The 19,306-nt window shown below is 64.6% G+C and carries 25 protein-coding genes; 7 read left to right on the top strand and 18 right to left on the bottom strand.

Translation table 11 applies throughout. The features are described 5' to 3' along the window. Nucleotides 1-18: 18 nt before the first annotated feature. Together N7L95_RS28390 and N7L95_RS28385 are read left to right on the top strand one after the other, a co-directional pair. Nucleotides 19-393 carry a hypothetical protein gene (locus N7L95_RS28390; RefSeq protein WP_301260988.1) on the top strand — a complete coding sequence of 125 codons (375 nt, stop codon included), beginning with the start codon at nucleotides 19-21 and terminating at the stop codon, nucleotides 391-393. A gap of 98 nt (nucleotides 394-491) precedes the next feature. Continuing rightward, complete coding sequence (locus tag N7L95_RS28385) at nucleotides 492-857, top strand: hypothetical protein (RefSeq protein WP_301260987.1); 366 nt, start codon at nucleotides 492-494, stop codon at nucleotides 855-857. Between the two features lie 54 nt (nucleotides 858-911). Here the strand turns inward: N7L95_RS28385 and N7L95_RS28380 are convergent, their stop codons facing one another. From N7L95_RS28380 to N7L95_RS28370, 3 genes are all read right to left on the bottom strand, one after another. After that, on the bottom strand, nucleotides 912-1,217 hold the full coding sequence (locus N7L95_RS28380) for a hypothetical protein (protein ID WP_301260986.1): 306 nt from the start codon (nucleotides 1,215-1,217) through the stop codon (nucleotides 912-914). Between the two features lie 110 nt (nucleotides 1,218-1,327). Further along, nucleotides 1,328-1,555: a hypothetical protein gene (locus N7L95_RS28375; protein ID WP_301260985.1), complete on the bottom strand. Its 228-nt coding sequence runs from the start codon at nucleotides 1,553-1,555 to the stop codon at nucleotides 1,328-1,330. A 51-nt stretch (nucleotides 1,556-1,606) separates the two neighbouring features. Then, nucleotides 1,607-2,881, bottom strand: a complete 1,275-nt coding sequence (locus N7L95_RS28370) for a site-specific DNA-methyltransferase (protein WP_301260984.1) — start codon at nucleotides 2,879-2,881, stop codon at nucleotides 1,607-1,609. 339 nt (nucleotides 2,882-3,220) lie between these two features. Between N7L95_RS28370 and N7L95_RS28365 the strand changes: the two genes are divergently transcribed. After that, complete coding sequence (locus N7L95_RS28365) at nucleotides 3,221-4,054, top strand: PEP-CTERM sorting domain-containing protein (RefSeq protein ID WP_301260983.1); 834 nt, start codon at nucleotides 3,221-3,223, stop codon at nucleotides 4,052-4,054. 503 nt (nucleotides 4,055-4,557) lie between these two features. Here N7L95_RS28365 and N7L95_RS28360 read toward each other — a convergent pair. The 14 genes from N7L95_RS28360 to N7L95_RS28295 all read right to left on the bottom strand — a co-directional run bounded on the left by N7L95_RS28360 (nucleotide 4,558) and on the right by N7L95_RS28295 (nucleotide 14,087). Beyond that, nucleotides 4,558-5,001 carry a DUF6362 family protein gene (locus N7L95_RS28360; RefSeq protein WP_301260982.1) on the bottom strand — a complete coding sequence of 148 codons (444 nt, stop codon included), beginning with the start codon at nucleotides 4,999-5,001 and terminating at the stop codon, nucleotides 4,558-4,560. After that, nucleotides 4,994-5,203: a hypothetical protein gene (locus N7L95_RS28355; protein ID WP_301260981.1), complete on the bottom strand. Its 210-nt coding sequence runs from the start codon at nucleotides 5,201-5,203 to the stop codon at nucleotides 4,994-4,996. Before N7L95_RS28355 ends, N7L95_RS28360 begins: the two co-directional genes overlap by 8 nt. Before the next feature lie 2 nt (nucleotides 5,204-5,205). Next, the gene (locus N7L95_RS28350) at nucleotides 5,206-5,670 is read right to left on the bottom strand and encodes a hypothetical protein (RefSeq protein WP_301260980.1); all 465 of its coding nucleotides are present in this window, start codon (nucleotides 5,668-5,670) and stop codon (nucleotides 5,206-5,208) included. After that, nucleotides 5,667-5,954 (bottom strand): hypothetical protein, encoded by a 288-nt coding sequence (locus tag N7L95_RS28345; protein ID WP_301260979.1) that lies wholly within the window; start codon nucleotides 5,952-5,954, stop codon nucleotides 5,667-5,669. The genes N7L95_RS28350 and N7L95_RS28345 overlap by 4 nt, the downstream gene beginning before the upstream one ends. Before the next feature lie 240 nt (nucleotides 5,955-6,194). Beyond that, complete coding sequence (locus N7L95_RS28340) at nucleotides 6,195-8,468, bottom strand: phage/plasmid primase, P4 family (RefSeq protein ID WP_301260978.1); 2,274 nt, start codon at nucleotides 8,466-8,468, stop codon at nucleotides 6,195-6,197. Next, entirely contained in the window at nucleotides 8,461-8,694 is a 234-nt protein-coding gene (locus N7L95_RS28335; RefSeq protein ID WP_301260977.1) for a helix-turn-helix domain-containing protein, read from the bottom strand. Before N7L95_RS28335 ends, N7L95_RS28340 begins: the two co-directional genes overlap by 8 nt. After that, entirely contained in the window at nucleotides 8,691-9,425 is a 735-nt protein-coding gene (locus N7L95_RS28330; RefSeq protein ID WP_301260976.1) for a PD-(D/E)XK nuclease family protein, read from the bottom strand. The genes N7L95_RS28335 and N7L95_RS28330 overlap by 4 nt, the downstream gene beginning before the upstream one ends. After that, nucleotides 9,422-9,901, bottom strand: coding sequence for a DUF6511 domain-containing protein (locus N7L95_RS28325; protein WP_301260975.1), 480 nt, complete (start codon nucleotides 9,899-9,901; stop codon nucleotides 9,422-9,424). The genes N7L95_RS28330 and N7L95_RS28325 overlap by 4 nt, the downstream gene beginning before the upstream one ends. Nucleotides 9,902-9,913: 12 nt before the next feature. Further along, the gene (locus N7L95_RS28320; protein WP_301260974.1) at nucleotides 9,914-10,606 is read right to left on the bottom strand and encodes a hypothetical protein; all 693 of its coding nucleotides are present in this window, start codon (nucleotides 10,604-10,606) and stop codon (nucleotides 9,914-9,916) included. Then, a complete protein-coding gene (locus N7L95_RS28315; RefSeq protein WP_301260973.1) occupies nucleotides 10,603-11,436 on the bottom strand; it encodes an ATP-binding protein in 834 nt (277 codons plus the stop codon). The genes N7L95_RS28320 and N7L95_RS28315 overlap by 4 nt, the downstream gene beginning before the upstream one ends. After that, nucleotides 11,411-11,923: an HNH endonuclease gene (locus N7L95_RS28310; RefSeq protein ID WP_301260972.1), complete on the bottom strand. Its 513-nt coding sequence runs from the start codon at nucleotides 11,921-11,923 to the stop codon at nucleotides 11,411-11,413. The genes N7L95_RS28315 and N7L95_RS28310 overlap by 26 nt, the downstream gene beginning before the upstream one ends. Beyond that, nucleotides 11,920-12,399: a hypothetical protein gene (locus tag N7L95_RS28305; RefSeq protein ID WP_301261192.1), complete on the bottom strand. Its 480-nt coding sequence runs from the start codon at nucleotides 12,397-12,399 to the stop codon at nucleotides 11,920-11,922. Before N7L95_RS28305 ends, N7L95_RS28310 begins: the two co-directional genes overlap by 4 nt. Before the next feature lie 55 nt (nucleotides 12,400-12,454). Next, nucleotides 12,455-12,739 carry a helix-turn-helix transcriptional regulator gene (locus N7L95_RS28300; RefSeq protein ID WP_301255739.1) on the bottom strand — a complete coding sequence of 95 codons (285 nt, stop codon included), beginning with the start codon at nucleotides 12,737-12,739 and terminating at the stop codon, nucleotides 12,455-12,457. A 406-nt stretch (nucleotides 12,740-13,145) separates the two neighbouring features. Then, on the bottom strand, nucleotides 13,146-14,087 hold the full coding sequence (locus N7L95_RS28295) for a hypothetical protein (protein ID WP_301260971.1): 942 nt from the start codon (nucleotides 14,085-14,087) through the stop codon (nucleotides 13,146-13,148). 563 nt (nucleotides 14,088-14,650) lie between these two features. Here N7L95_RS28295 and N7L95_RS28290 point away from each other — a divergent pair. The 3 genes from N7L95_RS28290 to N7L95_RS28280 all read left to right on the top strand — a co-directional run bounded on the left by N7L95_RS28290 (nucleotide 14,651) and on the right by N7L95_RS28280 (nucleotide 17,021). Next, nucleotides 14,651-15,130 (top strand): DUF2924 domain-containing protein, encoded by a 480-nt coding sequence (locus N7L95_RS28290; protein WP_301259325.1) that lies wholly within the window; start codon nucleotides 14,651-14,653, stop codon nucleotides 15,128-15,130. Then, nucleotides 15,127-16,539 carry a recombinase family protein gene (locus tag N7L95_RS28285; RefSeq protein WP_301260970.1) on the top strand — a complete coding sequence of 471 codons (1,413 nt, stop codon included), beginning with the start codon at nucleotides 15,127-15,129 and terminating at the stop codon, nucleotides 16,537-16,539. The genes N7L95_RS28290 and N7L95_RS28285 overlap by 4 nt, the downstream gene beginning before the upstream one ends. Before the next feature lie 104 nt (nucleotides 16,540-16,643). Then, nucleotides 16,644-17,021 carry a hypothetical protein gene (locus N7L95_RS28280; protein WP_301260969.1) on the top strand — a complete coding sequence of 126 codons (378 nt, stop codon included), beginning with the start codon at nucleotides 16,644-16,646 and terminating at the stop codon, nucleotides 17,019-17,021. A gap of 70 nt (nucleotides 17,022-17,091) precedes the next feature. Here N7L95_RS28280 and N7L95_RS28275 read toward each other — a convergent pair whose 3' ends face one another. Continuing rightward, the gene (locus N7L95_RS28275) at nucleotides 17,092-18,009 is read right to left on the bottom strand and encodes a LysR family transcriptional regulator (RefSeq protein WP_301260968.1); all 918 of its coding nucleotides are present in this window, start codon (nucleotides 18,007-18,009) and stop codon (nucleotides 17,092-17,094) included. Nucleotides 18,010-18,861: 852 nt separating this feature from the next. Here N7L95_RS28275 and N7L95_RS28270 point away from each other — a divergent pair. Further along, on the top strand, nucleotides 18,862-19,113 hold the full coding sequence (locus N7L95_RS28270) for a SymE family type I addiction module toxin (RefSeq protein WP_301260967.1): 252 nt from the start codon (nucleotides 18,862-18,864) through the stop codon (nucleotides 19,111-19,113). Nucleotides 19,114-19,306: the final 193 nt, after the last annotated feature.

The following is a 19,306-nucleotide window of genomic DNA, read 5'->3' as shown; positions in this document are numbered from 1 at the left end:
TCGAGAAGGAAGGCAGATATGAACAACATGACCCCAGCACCGTCCAGGGACGTGACGCGCACGCCCCGCACGGTGACATTCAACGGACGGCAAGTCCACGTGCTGGCTTTGGATGTCGCGCTCAGCTTCACCCGCAAGCCGGTTTGCCTCGACCACGTGGCGATCCACGGCGACCCGCAGAGGGTGTACATCACCACCACCCACCACCTGACAGCGGCCGAATTCGACGAGTTCACCTCGCACTTCATGCGCCGGCGGAGCTGGCTGACCGGTGCAGGTGGATCACTCCACGACGCCGCGCTCTGCATCGAAGTCGTGGCGCCGCAGCGTCCCGCCCTCTACGTCAACCCGGAAGGCGCGGACTACGCGCGCTACGTTGCGCGGCTCGGCTGATCAATCGGTATGAGGTTGGAGGCCAAGACCCCTTGGCTTCCGGCTCGTTCAGAGCGTGAATAGGGTCATCGCACGCACCCCTCCAGGAGAAATACAACATGCACCCAAACGACGGCTTACCCGGCACACACAACGAGGCTTCGGGTTTTATCGGCAGCATGGGCCAGCGAGCGTCGGCCACTTGGCCTGAAGCAATGACGCGAATCGCCGAAGCGACCGGCGAACGGCTTGAGTCGGTTCGGGCCTTTCTCGACGGCCAGTATGGCCGACAGTTTGCGGATGATGTCCTCTACTTCCACCATACCGGCCTGGACCTGGTCGCCGCAGTCGCAGCGGCGGTCAACCGCTGGCAGTCGTGGCGGGTGAGTGCGCGAACCTCGGCCCACACTGGCATTCCGCGTGGCATCAGCAATTTGACCGGCTTCGTGGTTGCGGCAGCGTTCGAAGAGGAGCGCGTTGAGTAGTGCCGCTGGCGTCGGCTGGCCGATTGCTTGATCAACGCAATTCACCTGCCTTGCTCAAGGCGAAGAGGGCGGGATCGGTGTCGGGTCACCCGGCGGGAACATGGCTGCGGCGTCCTCGATCTCCAGACGCCTGCCAGCCCTCATGTCGTCAATAGTTTCTGCAATCAAGCGACGCTGCTCCCGGAAGGTCGCGACCGACTCGCGCGCGGTGGCCAGCAGTTGATGAGTCAAGGTGACGTCCCGACCCGTCTCGGCAAGACGACGGGCTGTCTGCTCCAGTTCCGCAATGTGCAGCTCCGCCTTCGCAATGTCGCGGTCCGCGTCTGCCAGGTGCTCGAGTTCTTGCTCAAGGGTTGCCATGACAAGTCCGTTCCATGACCGCTGCCCCGTACCGATGCCGGACTGGAGCGCGCACCAGCGGTTGTGCGCCCGGGCATCCGTGCCCGCCGGCCGTAGCCGCGCCCCTCGGTCTACACGAAACCGCCGGACGTGGTGATGGATCGGCGTTGGTCTTCGAGCACAATCAGCACTGCACGCAGGGCGGCCAGAAGCGTCCTGCTGTTCGCCTCCTCGAAGTGCCCCTGTGGAATGGTCTTCGCTGTTTCCTCCAGCTCCGCGAGTCGCGCGTTCACCTTCTCGATGTTCCGATCAATGCTCTCAAGATGGTCGAACTGCTGTACACGGTCCGTCACGATCATTCCTTCTTCGTATTGCGATCGCTGCGATCCAACCGCATGAAGCGCCCGCGCTCAAACAGAGACGGCGGCCAGTGCATCAAATGGCTGCTGATCTGACTCACGAACAGCACTTTGCTCGGTCCACTGCTGCCAGCGGCGAATAACCACATCAGCGTACTTGGCATCGAGCTCCATCATTCGGGCAACGCGGCCCGTCTTCTCCGCTGCGATCAGGGTCGTTCCAGAGCCAGCGAAGGGATCAAGCACAACATCGCCTGGCCGGCTCGAATTGCGGATCGCCCGTTCCACCAGCTCGACCGGCTTCATCGTGGGGTGCAGGTCGTTCTTGGCACGTCGCTCAATCTGCCAGATGTCGCTCTGGTCCCGGTCTCCGTACCAGTGACGCTTGGCGCCCTTCGGCCAGCCGTAGAGGATCGGCTCGAACTGGCGCTGGTAGTCCGCGGTTCCCAGCGAGAAGCGGTTCTTTGCCCAGATGATGAAGGTGGACCAGTGACCGCCAGCCTCTCGGAAGGCGGCCTGCAGCGCGTCGAGCTCGCTGGAGGACATGGCGATGTACATCGCGCCGCGACAGCGCGGGACCATCAGCGCCAGAGCGTCGGTGAGGAACTGCTGGAAGCCCTCTCCAAGGGCGTCGTTCAAGATTGGTCGCGCCGCGCCGCGCTTGCGGTGCATGGCGCTTTCGGTATACGCAACGTTATAAGGAGGGTCTGCGAACACCATGTCGACCTGGCCATCGCCCAGCAGCAGCTGGTAGGCCTCGGCGGTGGTTGCATCGCCGCAGACCAGGCGGTGCTTCCCCATCAGCCAAACATCACCCGGGCGGGAGATTGGACGTGCCTCCGGCTCCGGAACTGCATCGTCGTCGGTCGCGCCCGCGTCATCCGGCTCTTCGCCCTGCAGCAGCTCGGTCAGGGCGTCTGCGTCGAAGCCGGTTAGGTCAAGATCGAAGCCTTCCACGTCCAACGCCTTTAGTTCTAGCCGCAGCAGCTCGTCGTCCCAGCCCGCGAGCTCCGCAGTTCGGTTGTCCGCGATGACGAGCGCCCGCCGCTGCAAAGGAGTGAGGTGGTCGAGCACCACCACCGGCACCGTCACCAATTTCAGCAGGCGCGCCGCCAGCACCCGGCCGTGGCCGGCAACGAGGACGCCATCAGCGCCTACCAGGCATGCATTCACAAACCCGAATTCGACGATGCTTGCCGCGATCTGCGCGATTTGAGTGTCCGAGTGCGTTCGGGCGTTCTTCGCGTAGGGCAGGAGCCGCTCGATGGGCCAGTGCTCGATCCTGGTGGCCAGCCAGTTCGTTACCTGGGGAGTGTTGTTCAACATGGGATGAAGTTGCGCATGCGGCCGGCTCAATCTCGGTGGCCAGTCATCAGTGGGTGAGCCTTCGAAGGCACAGCGACTAAAACAGAAGGGGAGCACCTTCCTGGTTCATGTCTTGCAGGCCGTCGCAGCGGAGAAATTCAGTTTTGCTGATCCATTGCTGCCGGGTGGTGCCTTTCGTCCCGACCTGTTTGAAGGCTGCCAGGACGTGTACGCCGAAAAGCCAACAACCGCGAACTGTCAAGCGAGAAAACGAGGGGGAAGGAAGGCCCACCGCCACCTATATCTCGTGTGCCTTACCGCGGCCTCGGCGCCGCCTCCACTTTGCGAAAAGGATCTCTCATGCCCGCATTTTTGGGACTTCGCAGGAAGCTCGCCGTTTTGGCTGCCTTTCTGATCGCCGCTGCTTCATCGGCAGTGGAAGTGGCGACCGCTTCGACTCCGGCGAAGGAGTTGATCATCGGCGCTGCAATCTCGGAGAGCGTATCGCTCCCATTTACTGCGCTTAGCTACCTTGAAGTGGTGGACCTTGCAGAAGTGCCACAACTCGAAGTTTCTGGCGGCTATACCGACAATGGCTTCACAACCCTTGTTCAAGGCGACATCGGCGGCACCATATATAGCCACTCACAATCTGCCACAGTCGAAGGCAATGTCGGGGAGGACATCACGATCCACATCGCTGGCACAGGAAGCCTTGGCCAGCAGGCGTTCAGCGAAACCGCGACCATCGTCTGGCACTACGACACGGCTGCTGCCGACTATGTTGGTTTCGAATTCGAGAGCAGTGGTGGCATTGCGGACTCCTTCGCCTCCAGCGCATCGACCGCAGGGTTGAAGAGTTGGTTCAACAAAGTCGTCGGCAGGGGATCCGGCGTGATTAAAGGCGTGCTCGACTTCTTCACTCAGGGGGAAACGGGAACGACCGACAAGCCGTCTGTGATCATCAAGCAGAATATCAAGGGGGATAAGAACAAGGTGAAGAAGAACATCCGCGTCGGGGAAGGCCTCGACGTTGAGGGTGGCCTTGACGGTACTCGATTCGCAGGTGTGACTACCCCAGTCCCGGAACCGAGCACGTGGCTTCTGCTAGTTTTGGGAGGCGGCTTGCTGGTCGCAAGAGGCCGTTGGTCTGCACGAAGGAAATTGGGACCGATAGAACCTGCGTTGATCTAACACAGTGGCGGGCCGCTGACGCGAGAGCGCAGGGAGACGATGCAGCGGTTCGCGTCCTGATACATGGGCGGACCGGGGGCAAACTCCGCAAACCATGGTTCGCATCTGCCGGTAGGGGAGCGTCGCGCGGTTTCCGCCCGCATTGGGTACCAAAAGGAAGGACCCACAAACTCTCCTGTGGGCTGGCGGTGAGGGCGCCAACAGCGATCTGAGGTGGATCGCGTCGCTCTACAGCAGGTCTTTTTGCAGTCGCAGTTCAAACTGTACCGAGAACAACGCCGGTCGTCTTCCGCTCCGAGACGCCGGCCACACCGCGAGTGGGAGCGGCAGCCCTCTCATCGCCGCAGACAGGAGCGCAAAGTAACTCTGGCTACCAAGGTCTGCTTTCCGCTCCGGGAGATCACTCTCTACTGCTGGTCCCTGCGCCACCGTACCCAAAAATGTACCCAAAAACGGCCAAAGTGTTGCAGCCCTCAAGTAGCGCTTGAGGGCGCGCATGGGAGCTATAGCCGCATTTCAGGAGCACCAGGGTGCGCAAAGGAGCGCAAAGGAACGCTGGCACCCACGGCCTGCTGGTCGAGCCGGTCGGCGATGATCTGCAGGGCCGCCATCCACCGACGCCAGGCCGTGGTCCGCTCGCAGCCCAGGCGCTTGCCGATCTCCTGCCAGCCGTAGCGCTGCGCCCGCATCCACACCAGGTGCCGCTGCTCCACCTCCAGCCACTGCACCCACTGCATGGCCTGCAGTAGACGGTCGATGTCCTGGGGGCTGGGCGGGAAGCGCACCGGCGCCTCCTCCCTGCGTCCCAGCGCTTCCCACTGCTCCCGAACGACCCGCGGCCAGGTGCTGAGGTAGCCCTGCACCCGAACGGCAGGCAGCCGTCGCGAGGTCTCTGCAGCATCGGCGAAGCGCATGGCCACTGCCTCGACGGTCCACTGCTCAGCCATGGCGCTTGCCTCCCTTGCCGTAGAGCCGCTCGCCGATGCGGCGGACGATCTCGCGCTCGACAAAGTCCAGGCGCTCGTCGGCCTCATTCACGACGAGGATGCGTTGCTCTCGCCAGCCGTGTTCCTTGACGGCATCCAGGTCGGTCGTCTGCGGCTGTAGCTTGCCCAACGGGCAGCGATAGCGGTGATGGGGTGTCATCATGGTCAACCCTCCTGCGTTTCGATGGCCCACAGCAACAGCGCAAGTGCATCGGCCTCGTTATCGTCCAAAGGCCCGTAGCCGCGTTTTTTCACCGCGTCAGCCACCTCCCCCTTGCCCGCGTTGCCGCGGCCCGCTACGTGCCGTTTAATGGCCCCGACGGGTACACCCTGGTACGGGACCTGGTGCTGCTCACACCAGGCCGTTAGGTGAGCCATGAGGCCGCCGTAGACATGGGCCGCATCGACTCCGGTGTGCCGGCGCACTTCCTCGAAGTACACCGCCCCGATGTCGCCGGCCGCAGCGCGAAGCTCTGTGAGCCAGCGCTTGAAGCGCAGGAAGCGCATCCCGCCGCCCTCGAAGCGCTGGGGCTTGAAGTGCTGCGTACCGCTCGTGGTCGTACCGTCACGCTGTCGCAGCGCCCAGCCGGTCGCGGTGCCCAGGTCCAGGGCCAGGATGGTCGGCCTCATTGCAGCGTCCCCCACTGCAGCGCATCGCCCCGCAGCTTCAGTCTCAGGAAGGCCAGGCGGCCGTCGGAGAGCTGGCAAGGCATGTGCGATCGCGCCAGGTTCAGCGCGAAGTGCTGTGCCGGTGCCGGAGCAATGTCCTTCTCGCGGCACCACTGCACGTAGCCGGCGTAGAGGTCGTCCAGCGTGGTGACGGCCGGAGGAGTGAAGCCCGAGGCAGCCAGTTGCTGCACCAGTGCCTCGTGAGTGGCGACGCAGATCGTCGCCTTGTTGGTCGTGTTCGTCATCGGTCGTTCTCTCGATGAGTGGCCGAATGGCTCTTGTGACCAAATTTCCGGTTAATCGCTTATACAGGGTATAGAGAATTAACCGGAAATTCGACCACTTGAGCCATTCAGCCACTGAAAGTCGGTGTGCTGAGGGTGGCAGTAGGGGCGGAAGTGGCAGCCATCCCGCGTTGCTTGCGCTGAACTTCGGGGCGAGCCGCTCCCACCAGCGCCGCTTGCTGCGACGCTGACGACCACGGATCAGTCATCGGCGTATGGCAGACGCGTGTTGCCGTCCACTCGCAGTCGAAGCCCTCGCAGGCCGCGAGTTCCGCCGGACATCTTCACGCGCTGGAAGCCGCGCATCGCCAGCTGCTCCGTGAGCCAGCGGGTCGACCCCACGTAGTAGCCGTTGCGGTCGGCGAACGATTTCCAGCGTGCATACACCTTCGCAATCGGCACCTGCGCCTGAGGATCTCGTTCAAGGTCCTCTTCCTCGAACTCCTGCACCGCGTCTTCGTTGTTGAAGTACTCCCGCGTGGCCTCCATCACGCAGATGGGCGGCTGAAGGCCCTGCGCCTGCCAGAGCGAGCTGCCCTGCAGTCCCCACGCGAGGATGCCGTCGCGTTGCTGCAGCAGCCTTTCGGTCAAGCTCCTGTCACGCCGCTCGGGCGGGATCGTCACCGTGAACGGGATGAGGTGCAGCCGCCGCCGCATCGCCTCGTCCACGTTGCGAATGGATGGCTTGTGGTTGCCCGCAATGAGCAACTTGAACTGCGGCGTGTATTCGAAGAAGTCCTGGCGCATGAAACGGGCCGAGATCGGATCGCCTCCGGTGAGCGCCTTGATGCGTGACTCGTTCCAGCGCCTGCCCTGCTCCGTCTCGGTCGCAGTGACCACGCGGGCCCCGCGCAGCGAAGCCAGCTCGGTAGGGTGCCGCTCTCCCGCGCTGTCCATGAAAGTCTCCATGGGCGCGTGCCGGGCGTAGTCCCCGAGGATCGTGCTGACGACGTTCAAGAACACGCTGTTGCCATTGGCGCCGGTGCCGTACAGGAAGAACAGCGCATGCTCGCGCGTCACGCCAGTCAGGCAGTACCCGACCATCCGCTGCAGGTACGCTGCCAGGTCGGCTTGTCCGCCGGTGATGTCAACCAGAAACGATTGCCATAGCGGAGACTGGCCTCGCGGACTGGCCGTCGCCATCTTCGTCATCAGCTTCTCGCGGCGGTGCGGCGTCTTGGCTCCCGTCCTGAGGTCGATCACTCCCGTCGGCGTGTTCAGCAGCCAGGGATCGGCGTCGAATTTCTCCGGCAGCGTCGCCAGATCTGGGTCGCTGCGCGACAGCCGCTCGACGGCGGCTACGGTGCTGGAGCTCGACAGCCGGGCCTTGGTGCGCGCGCTGTCGGTGCGTTGCGCGGCATGGCGGGTGAGGCAGCGCAGCAGGTGGTGGATGTGCAGCACGCGGTCTTCATTCCAGCGGCCTCCGGCCCAGCCGTACCACTTGCCCCACACGGCGCAGTAGCGCCAGTCCTCGCCATTGCGAGCCGTGAACGCGAGCGCGAGCCCGTCCTCGGTTCTCCAGTCGACGCCCTCCAGCACGTCGAGTTCCGGCGCGTCCACAGGCAGAGACACGGGCAGGCGCTCGCCGGCGGCGATCAGACCTTCCACGTCAAAGCCTTCCGCGACTGCGTCAGCCGCGTCCCAGCCCTCGGGCTTGTCCGCTGGTGGGTACAGGATGGCGCAAGAGGACGCACCGGCCCGCAGGATGGCCTGCGCCGCGTTCTCGGCGTACTGCCAGCCCGGCTTGTCCTTGTCGGGCCAGATCAGCACAGTCTTGCCGGCCAGCGGGGACCAGTCGGTCTTCTCGATGGGTGCGTTGGCGCCGTTCATCGCCGTCGTCGCGCAGATGCCGAGCCGGATCAGCGTATCGGCACACTTCTCGCCCTCGGTGAGCACGACCAGGTCAGCAGCAGCAATGCCCGGCTGGTTGTACAGCGGGCGCGGGTTGGGGGCGGTGGCCTTTTTGCGACGCACATCCCAGGGCCGGAACTCCTTCTTGCCGCCCGGCGGGTCGTAGCGGTAGACGCTGGCGATCCGTTGGCCTGCAGCGTCAAGGTAGTCCCACCGGGCCGTAGCCGGGCCCAGCTCGTCAACCGGCTGCTTGCGGGGCAGCTTGGCCGTCGGCTGCACCGGTGCACGACCGAGCAGATCACAGGCTTTCTGCAGCACCGCCTGAAAATTGCGTTGAGCGTCCAAGCCGTAGTGCGCGGCAATGATTGAGAAGACGTCCCCGCCTGAGCCGTCGGCGCGGTCGGTCCAGAGACCCGCCTTCTCGCCTTCCAGCACGATCTCCAGGCTGTCCCCGGGACTGCCCAGCACGTCGCCGATCAGCAGCTTGCCGCCGCGCTTCTTCCCGGCAGGGAACATGATGGCCAGCACCGACTCCAGTCGGGAGAGCAAGGCCGCCCGGATCTCGTCGCGCTGCGCGTCGAGCTGGTGATGCACCGGGGTACCGTAGTCGTTGAAGTCAAGCATCGGGCGCCTCCTTCCGGGCGCGTTGCGCTTGCCACGCCAGCATCTCATTGAGCTTGAAGCGGACCAGCTTGTTGATGTAGTAGTGAGGGATGAGCAGGCGCTCGCGCTTGGCGGCGTTGCTCAAGAGGGAGGACGGCAGGTTCAAGGCGTGCGCCGTCTCAGCCACCGTCAGCAGGCGCTCTTGCAGCAGATCCTCAGCAGTCAAAGTTGATTGGTTCTTGTTCATGACAGTGATTTGCAGCGGTCCTGCCAAGCGCAGAACCGGCATTCAAAATGGTTCGGATCGACAAAGGCCCTCGGCAGCAACTCGGCGGCCTCGGTGGCCTGGATGACTCGGGCGGCGCGGTCCGACATCCGCTGTGCCAGCGCCGCATCGAAGGGCACGAGCTCGGCGTAGATCTCCATCGAATCGGCGTTCAGCGCGGTGAACAGCGCCGGGTGCTCGTGCAGCTGCAGGTAGGCCTGGTACAGCGCGACCTGGGCCGCGTAGACCGGCTTGGCGACGGCCAGGCCGTGCTTCTGCAGCTCCTTCCACCCTTTGGCGCCGAGGCACTTCATCTCCCACAGCGCCGGGCAGGCAAACCCGTCCGGGCCGGAGAGCAGCACGCCGTCAACGTGGCCTTGCAGCCGACCGTCGGAGACGCTGAAGCCGAACTGCTCGCCGTCCGCCTTGCAGGTGCGCAGATCGAAGCCGGCGGCGCGCAGCCAGGCGGCCATGCAGTCCTCCATCCGGTGGCCGCGCTCGAAGATGCGCAGCAGGCGGCCGGTGAAGCCGCGCCCCAGGTCCACGGGGGCCTGCGCGTACTCGAACTGCAGGGCCCGCTCGCAGGCCACGCCGACGCGCGAGGCGCCGAGGTAGCTGGGGTCGGACTGCTCGGCGGCCCGCCGCTGCAGGCCGTCGTCGATCAGCGCCTCCACCCGCTCGCCCAAGCGGGCTGTCGGGTTGAAGTCCATCATCGGGTTGCTTCCTCCCAGGGTGCTTCACTTGCCATGTCGGCGAACGGCACCGCGAGCGGGTCCGGCGTTGGCGCCATACCGCGCACCGGCGGGTACTTGGTCGCCTCGTGGTGTTCCACCATCGCCTCCGTGTAGCAGGTGACAATCGCATCCACCACATGCAGGGCCTCGGCTTCGGTGTACTGCCCAAGCGGCTTGTCGAAGCCGATGGCCGAGCCGGCCTCGCCGAAGGCGCGCAGGCACTTGCGCATCGAGGCCTGCTCGATCTCAGACGGATCGATCATCAGCACCTCCTTGCGGTCGATGTCCCCCTCCCGCACGGCCCGCCAGCTCCCGTACAGCGTGTGGAACGCTTCCTGGCACCGGCGTGAGCAGAACACCCAGTCGATTGGGTAGTGCCGCGGGTCGGTCGGCGCGTAGCGGGTGTCGCTGTGTCCGAAGCCGCGGGCGCTGCGTGAGCAGATCCAACATTTCAATAGGCTCCCTCCTCACTGGGCCCACGCCGGTTTGCCGGTGACGGGCGCACGGCCCGGCGCAGCGGTGTGTCCAGGGGCAGGGGCACGGGTGGCGGCAGCAGGCTGCGCTGCGGGTCGGTAACCCTGAGCCGCGGAGACAGCGGCCGGCGTGGGGGGCACGTGGGCCGTGGGCTGCGCGGTGCCGGCCGGCGCCGTACGCGGCGCTACGCCCATCAGCCTTGCGTGGTCCGGGTGGTCCGGTTCGACGGCGACCTTGATGACGTTTTTGAGTTCGTCGCGGCCGTCCTTCTCCACGTCGATGCGGGCAAGGAACTCGATGCCGTCCAGCTCGTGAAAGCCTTGCAGGCAGCGCTGTGCGGCAGCCTGGGGGCTCAAGTCCTTCGGGTGCAGGTTGCGCGCGCTGTTGAGAACGGCGCGGATGAAGCTGCGGCCCATCTGTCCCCAGGTCGGGCCCTTCGCGCTGTAGATTCCAACGCTCGACCAAACCTTGCGCTTGGCGTAGTCACCGGCCAGCACCACGAACTCGCAGGCCAGGTAGACCGAACCGGTCTCGTAAGACTGTGTCGCCCAGCCGCCGGTCCAGCCTTGCGATTCGTCATCGAAGCCGCCCGGCTTGAGCGTCATGCGCACCGGCGCGATGGTGCCCTTGGGGATCAGGTCGAAGGATTGCGGTTCAGCGTCGTTGAAATCGTTCCACATCGTCATGCGGTGGTCCATTGCGGTTCGTTGTTGATGGTTTTGTGAGTGGCGGCGCACTTGGCGATCAGCGCGCCGAGGTCCGGCGGCTCCAGCAGGTCGAGCGAGCCGGAGCGGTCCTTGGCTGGGTAGCCGTAGGGGTTGAGGGTGTGGGTGACAAAGGCGCGGAAGCTCGTGCCGTCTTCAGCTTTGATGTGGGCCAGCGTGACAACCTCGTCGACGATACCCGGCAACTCGTTGGCGGTTTTGCTGCCTTCGATCTGCGGCAGGAAGTGCTTGCGGTTGAAGTCGTCCAGGCGCTCGTCGAGGATGGCGACGAACACGACGTGCTTGCCGCGGGCGTGCTGCAGGTGGGTGAGGGCGCCGATCATCTCGGCGCCCAGCAGCCCATAGGCGCCGCGGGTGTCTGACTTGCCGGTGCGTTCGGAAAACGCCTGCGGCTGTGTCTTGGCCCAAGCCAGGCACAACCGCGACAACACGGTGATGCTGTCGACGAAGTAGCAGTCGTATTTGTCGAGTTGGGCGGGGTCGCCGTAGCGTTGGCAGACGTGGTCGTAGTGAGCCTGCGAGAACGGCACCTCGGGTGGCATCGCCGGGTTGGGCCCTGCGAGAAAGACGACCAGATCCCGGAACTCGGGCCAGGTGCGTGGCCGCAGCGTGTCGCCTCGCCACTCCCGCACCGAAAGATCGCCTGCCTCGAGGTCGACGAACAGCGTCGAATGTTCCGGCAGCGTTCTGAGCTGCGAGGTCTTGCCCACGCCCGCGACGCCGAGCAGCACAATCTTTGCGCTGTGGTTTTCGGCCAGACGCTCTTCAGCCGAGATGATCGGGAACATCAATGTGCCTCCAGGTTTTGCGAGTGAGAACGGCATGGATCGTTGCGCGTGAAACGCCGAAGTGACTCGCCAGTTGGTTGGACGTCATCCCTGTGCGATGGAGTTGGAAGATCTGACGGACCTTGTCTGGATCCAGCTTGGCCAGCGGTTGCTCCACCCCGAGGCGGATAGGCGGCGGTGCGCCGCGTCCTTTCCGACGCATGTCGGCAAGGTTCTCGCGCTGGGTTCCTGAGGCAAGATGCAGCGGATTCACACATGCCGGGTTGTCGCAGCGGTGCAGCACGGTCACCGATGGTTGAAGTCGGACCCCATGAAAGATCTCGAACGCAACCCGGTGTGCCTTGGCGTTTCCCTGGCCTCGTGCGCCCCGTCCGATCACGCCGTATCCGTGTTCGTTCTTGGCTCCGTTCCACAGCCAACATCCCTCCCCGGCAGGATGGAGGTACCGCGCAAAACGAAGAGCCAGCGGTATAAGAGTTCGAGAGATCATTCGCCTGCCGGCTCCACTCGAAGCGTAATGGAAGGTTTGCCGGGCTCGACCGTCCGGGCCGGCGCGAACTGCTCCTGCAGGCTCGGTGGCCAGCTCTTGAACTTCGTCTCGGAAACGGTCAGCTTGGCGTCGATGTAGTGCTCGACCTTCTCGCCGCCCGCGACGATGCGCTCGGCCAGCTGGTGCAGCTGCTGCTGGTCCCACTTGACGCGCTTGGGCAGCTCGAAGGTGATCTGGACACTGCCGTCGCGGCCGTTCACGGTGCCGAAGTCGCGGCCGGAGTCCCGCAGCGCCTGCCGGCTGGTGGCACCGTAGGCGGCGTCGAGTGCCGCGGCGAACTTCTGCTCGGCCTGGCGCAGCCATGCAGCGGCGTCCTGCAGTTGGCGCTGGACGTCGGCCTTGTGAACGGCGGGCATCGCTGCCAGCTCGGCCACGGTAAGGGCGGCAATCGCGGGCAGCGCAGCCAGCTCTGACACATGGCAGCCGGGCAGTGCCGTATCGGTCGTGGTGATGTGGTTCATGACCGCGCCCTCACTGACCCGCACGCTGCGACGTCGAGCTGTAGACCGCGGCCCGCTCGAACTCCACGATCGCCTCGACGGGGTAGCCGACCCGCTTCGACAGCTTCAGGTACTTCGGGCCGCGGCCCTCGTGGCGCCAGCGTGCCAGCGTCTTGTGATTGATGCCCCAGCGGTGGGCCAGCTCGTGCTCGCTGAGCACCTGGCGCTGCACCGGCGTGGCGAGATCCGCCACCGCTGCGGCGAGCTGATGGGCCGCGCTTTGCGCCGCTCGGCCCTTGGGTGAAGAGATGAACATGGAACCTTCCTGTGTTGATGTGCGATGCACAGGAAGGATTGAAGAACTATCTTGGCGAACTGATAAGGGAACAAAAGTTCGCCATTCAGCAAACGTTCAGTTCGCCATGGAACACGCATGAATGCTGGGTTTTCGGTGTCCATGGCGAACCAGGTTCGCCATGTGGTTCGCCATGATTGGGGCTGGTTCGCCATGTGGTTCGCCAAGATCGCCCCTGGTTCGCCATGCGGTTCGCCATGATTGCCTTTGGTTCGCCATACGGTTCGCCATGTGGTTCGCCAAGACGTGGTTACCGAGCAACACACGGCGAAGATCACACGTGATCTATCGGCGCACCAATGAAAAACGGCGGGCCAGTGGCCCGCCGAAATACGGCTGATGAGGTCGAGGCGCGCAGTGGCGCATCTCAACTCGCAGATCTGCCCCGCGCGGCGGCTCCCGGTTTGGCGATGGGCATCGAATAGGTGCCGCGCTGCTGATGCGTCACCACGAGCGCACGATAGGCATACAGCGGCCCCTCGTACTCCAGCTCTCCCTTGTTGCGGCCCTTGACCTTGAAGAGATCGGCCGGCTTCTCGCTGCTCAGGCCGGCCCGCTGCATGATCTCCTCTGCGGTTCTGCTTTCGCTGCCGAAGGACCAGAGCGCCTTGAAGATGGCGGCTTGGGCGTCGGTGAGCCAGATGACGCCATGCGGCCAGCCCGCCACCTGGACGCAGCGGAAGTCGAACGCAAACGGTGCAGGGGTGAGCTCAACGGCGCCAGGCCGCCAGATCGGTTTGTCGAGGTCTTCGGCGGCATGGGCTGGCTGGTGCGTGGGGCACACCGGAGGGCTCGATGCCGACGTGTCCCCTTCGACGCCACGGCCTTGCTGGACGTGTCCGGGCCGGACGCCCCTGAGACCCCCGAACGACACTGCCTCCGTCGCTGCGACACAGATCTCCTGCACTTGGCCGCGACGAAGGCCGTCCAGACACAGGTCCACTGCATCGCAAGCCTGCTCGAACACATCGCGGTGGTGGACCAACAACCAGAACGACCGGTGCAGGTCATGCTGGCAGCCGGCCAGGCCGTGCAGGACGTCGTCGCGCCCCTCGGCCGCCTTGAGCATCGCCCTACGGCCCAGGGAGTTGGCCAGCCGCGCCCCCTTCTGAAATCGCTCTATGGACTCGGGCGGCAGTTCACCACTGGCCAGCTTCTCGATGGCGCAGTCCAGGATCCGTGCCATCTCCTTGACGGCCACGGGGCGCTGTTGAAAACGAAAGTGAGGGCCTTGCTGAGGCCGCTGCTGCCGCACCTGGTGATGACCAAGATGCGAATGGGCCTCGTTCGAGGCCCGGCTTTTCTTCATTCTTCTTCTCCAAGATCCAGGCCGGCACCTCCGGCCCGCTGCTCACGCAGTGCTGCAGGGTTGCTCAATCCACCAGCGGATGCGCCGGCCTCCAACGGCGATGCAATGTCGACCTGCCATTGGGCGTTGATGAGCCTCTGCGCGTTTGCTGCTGAAGTTGTTCATGAGGTCTCCGAGTAGTTAAGGTTCTTTACTGCGAGCGCAGATGGTAGTTGCAGATACATCTGCTATCAAGTGCCCCACCCCTGTCAGCGCAGCGAGGGAGCGCAAAGGAGTTACGTCTACGGGGTCCCGGTCCTAGGATCGGATCGGTTTATTCGTGACCTTCTTCTCATGCGTTTGCAACAACCATCCTTTGCCAGCAGCCTTCAAACACAAGCCGACTCGCCCCGCCACCCACACCAGGAGATTGCCGACCTGCTGGCCCTTGCGTTGCTGCGCCTGCGGGCTCGCCACAGCGCGGCTTCTGCGCCACTACATCCCACACTTGAGACAGTTGGACTTCACTTCCTGCCCGAGCAGAGCGTCAATGCCAACGCCTCTGAACCGAAAGGAGTTGACGCATGAAAGTTGGAACACCGGCGAGGCCAGTAGCCCCCGAACCGAGCCTGGCCGAACAGATCGCCCAGCTGCCTCACCTGCCGATGACCGAGCTCTGGGCACGCTGGGATCGGCTCTTTGACGAGCGGCCGCCTCACCACAATCGGACCTACATCGAGAGCCGCATTGCCTACCGCTTGCAGGAGCGGGCCTTCGGCGGCCTGTCGCCATCCGTGCGCCGCCGGCTGGAGGCCATCGGCGAGACCGGCATCATCCCGCGCTTGACCCAGCGGGAGGCCAACAGCCTGCTGCCCGGCACGCTGCTCACCCGCATCTATGACGGCGTGGAGCACCGGGTAGTGGTGCGTGGCCACAGCGATTTCGAGTACCAGGGGCGTCGCTACAAGAGCCTGTCGGCCATCGCCCGCTCGATCACCGGCACCCAGTGGTCGGGGCCGGCCTTCTTTGGGCTCAAGGCCGCACGTGGAGGGAGCAAGGAATGAGGGCCGCCCGTGCGTCTGGAGCGCCGCTGGTGCCGCAGAAGCGGTGTGCGGTCTACACCCGCAAGTCCACCGAGGAGGGGTTGGATCAGGAGTACAACAGCCTGGAAGCGCAGCGCGATGCGGGGCTGGCCTACATCGCCAGCCAGCGGCATGAAGGCTGGATCCCGGTGGAGGACGGCTACGACGATCCCGGGTACTCCGGTGGCAACATGGAGCGGCCCGCGCTGAAGCGCCTGCTGGCCGACATCGACGCCGGCCGCGTGCACATCGTGGTGGTCTACAAAATCGACCGGCTGACGCGCAGTCTGGCGGACTTCGCTCGTCTGGTGGAGGCATTCGATCGTCGCGGCGTGTCGTTTGTGTCGGTCACGCAGCAGTTCAATACGACGTCGAGCATGGGGCGCCTGACGTTGAACGTGCTGCTGTCGTTCGCCCAATTCGAACGCGAGGTGACCGGTGAGCGCATCCGGGACAAGATCGCAGCCAGCAAGGCCAAAGGCATGTGGATGGGCGGCATGCCGCCGCTCGGGTACGACGTTCGGGAGCGTCGGCTCGTCGTGAATGAGCATGAGGCCGACCTGGTGCGCGACATCTTCCGTCGCTTCGCCGAGCACGGATCGGCCGCTCGTTTGATGCGGGAACTGGCCATCGAGGGGCGAACCACGAAGGTGTGGGTCACTCAGACCGGGAATCGGCGTGAGGGCCGGACCATCGACCAGGCCTACCTCGGCAAGCTGCTGCGCAATCGCCTCTACCTTGGCGAGACCGTGCACAAGGGCGCCAGCTATGTGGGTCAGCACGAAGCGATCGTGAGCCGAGCCGCCTGGGATGCCGTGCAAGCGGTGCTCGATCAGCGGCGCAAGGGTCCACGCCAGCGGCCGTCGGCAAACCCGTCCTTGCTGGCCGGATTGTTGTTCGCACCGGATGGCCAACGGATGCTGCTTACCTACACCGACAAGAAGAACGGCAAGCGCTATCGCTACTACGCGCCCTACCTCTACAAGAGGCGGTCGGCAGGCGTGACGGCGCAGCGGGGGGTGAGCTGCATTGGTTTGCTCCCGGCGGCCGAGATCGAGACAGCCGTGCTGCAGCAGATCCACGCCGCACTGCGGCAGCCGGAGATGCTGGTGGCCGTGTGGAAGGCGGCCCAGGCCTGGGAGGCGGGCCGCGACATCAACGAGCCGCAAGCGGTGGTGGCGCTACAGCGCATGGCGCTGGTGTGGGAGCAGCTGTTTCCTGCCGAGCAGCAGCGCATCGCCCGGCTGTTGATTGAGCGGGTGCAACTGCACGACGGTGGCCTGGACATCGTGTGGCGAGAAGACGGCTGGTTTGCTTTTGGCCCCGAGATCGGGCGCCATCCGTTTGTTGAGGAGCAGAAGATGAGGGCGGAGGAAGGGGAGGTCGCTTGAAGGACAAGGGGGCGACAACGGTCCGTACGGCGAGGCGGACAATCACGGTTGAGGCCGCCGGGCAGCCGCGCAGCCATCACACGGGGGTACAGAAGGTCACTTCTGTGCCGCTGACCATCAGGCGCCGCCATATCCGGAAAGTCCTGACGCTGCCGACCGGCCAGGATGCACCGGCGTCCCTGTCGACGCTCGACGTGTCGATGATCAAGGTGCTCGGCAAGGCTTTCTACTGGCAGCGGCTGATGGAGGAGGGCGGGGCGGTGTCGACCAAGGACCTGGCGCGGCTGCTGAAGCTCGATGCCGGCTGGGTGGCCGAGGCGTTGCGGCTCACCTTGCTGACCCCCGACATCGTGGAAGCGATTTTGGAGGGCAAGCAGCCGCGGCACCTAAACCTTCACATGATCCGGGGGCGTGAAGACCTGCTGCCGCGGAACTGGCAGGAGCAGCGGCGGGTACTTGGTTTCCCCTGCGAAGCTCCTTGACCGAGCCAGCGATGCGCGCCGCGTTTTCGCTTTTCGTGCTGCGCGGGGCACCCGGACATGGCATGGCGCATCACAGTGCAGGTGTAGCGTCGCGCAGCGCGTGCTCTCCTGCCCGCTGGAGCCGCCCGAAGATCTCCCGCATGGCCGGCTCTACGGAATCGAGTACCGGATTGGCATCTGCTCGCCGGCGCAACACGCCCATGGCATTGCAGCGAGGCAGGTTGCGCAGCGGTCGCAGTGCGACTTCCTTCGGCAGGTGCACTGCAAGGATGGATGGAAGCAGCGCCACGGCCAGCCCGGCGGCAACAAGGTCCAGAACCCGGTGCACGGTCGCCACCTCGTAGTGGACGTAGGGCTGAAAGCCGGCCTCGGCAAAGGCGGGGTCCGGCCGATCTCCCCGCGCCAGCCAGGACTGTTCGGTGAAGCCGGCAAACCTGTCCTCGACGAACTGCTGCAAGGCTAGCGATTCTTCTCGGGCCCGTGGGTCCTGACGGCGTAGTGCGACGCACAGAGTGTCGTCCAGCTTGCAGGCGACAGAAACCGCCGAATGCCTCGGCAGCAGGCAAGCCATCCCGATGTCGATCTCGTCGGCAAGCAGGGCCTCGGTCTGCTCCGTGCTCGGGATGTCACGCACATCCATGTCGAAGTCGGTGTACTGAGCCTGCAGCCGGGCCGCGAGCTCGGGCAGCACCGGCACGGCCAACGAAGGGGCCATACCGACCCTGAGCCGGTGCTTCTCGACGCTTCTTGCGCGACGGGCCACGTCAGCGAGCCGCCCCATGGAGGCAAGTTGAACGCGAACCTCCGGCAGCAGCGCCTTGCCAGCGGCCGTCAGCACGACGCCCCTTGCATGGCGAGCGAACAGCAAGACCCCCAGTTCTTCTTCGAGTTGTCGGATCTGCTTGGACAACGCCGGCTGCGCAATGAACAGACTCTCTGCCGCGACGCTCAGGCTGCCCGCTTCCGCAACAGCTGCAAAGTAGCGCAAGTGCCTCAACTCCATCAGGCCTCCCATATCTGGTTGGAATGGGTCCCATACCCCATATGTAATTGAAGTGCGGACCCGGCTCGGCGAAAAATAGCGCGTAGACAGGGAGGCAGCAATGGGGAAGAAGGGATTGGTCAGCGGTCACATTGCGTACGGCTTCTGGTGCTGCGCAACGCTCGCACCTGAGGTCTCGTGGCAACGAACGCGGATCTGGTACCGGGAACTGGAGCGGCAGCTCCGCTCGGACGGATTCGTCACAGGGCTTCACCGCTCGGTGCTCGTGGCGCTGGACCGCTGTCCCGGTGGACAGCGCCGGTACCGCTATCGACTGGTTCAGCTACTGCTGAAGGACCCGCTTCTGGTTGTGGCGCAGGTCGGCGACCTTTTGCCCGTCTTGGAGGTCGATGCGGGTGATGCATCCGGGACGTTTGGATGGAAAGCGACGGGGCTGCCGCATGGATCGTCCACAGCGGTCGCCAGGGCGACCTTGCACAGCATCCACTGCGGTGTGACGCGGGCCAGCCGGTCAGCGGCGCGATGCAATGCAGGAAGGCGCATCCGGAAGAGCCTGCCGGCGAAGACTGCTTCCCATCCACAGCACGCCGTGCTTGAAGCTCTGCGGCTATAGAGGGTTACTGCTCGTCGTGCGAGAGCGGAAGCGGGGAGACCGAGACAGCGATCAAGCAGAAGCGCTTGTAGCCGAATGACCCAGAAAAGCGCCCGCTGGGTCCTTCCCTGTGGGACGTTGTCTCTTTATTCTGTTCGCGCGGCGACGCCGTAAAGGCGCCGACCCGAAGGTGCGGGAACACCTCGGATCGGCTAACCACAACCAACTTGAGTGAGAAGTCAATCGTGGCTGATGTCAATCATAGGCCGGGCGAAGCATTGCCCACAACCAGCAAGCTGCAGAGGAACGAGCGCTACCTCAACGTCAACGGCGCGTTCCTTCCCCAAGACCGAAGCCGCCAGCCGCCTGGCGTGGCAGACACGCCGGTGCCCTGGGTGCGCCTGCGCGGCAAGTGGCTCAAGGACGCGGGTTTTGAGGTGGACGCGCAGGTGCGCGTCCGAATCATGGCCGGCTGCTTGGTACTGACGACGGACTGAAGGAGGGCGAGTAGGCCGCCAGCGGCGGCCCGCCCCCTCATGGCGCGCTGAGCCGCCTGCGACCGTCGCTCCAAGGGTTGCCCACCACTAGCCGTGGGCAAATTGGTGAGCCGGCGGTGCTGGCCGTCCACCGCTGGCCTCCGGCAAGTGGTTCCGACTGGCACTCTGCGAACTCTGTCAGGTGCCGCGCTCA

The sequence above is a fragment of the Eleftheria terrae genome (assembly GCF_030419005.1).
GTDB classification, from domain to species: Bacteria; Pseudomonadota; Gammaproteobacteria; order Burkholderiales; family Burkholderiaceae_C; genus Caldimonas; species Caldimonas terrae.
Note: the sequence above shows the minus strand (reverse complement) of the source record. Positions and strands in the feature narration are given on the sequence as shown.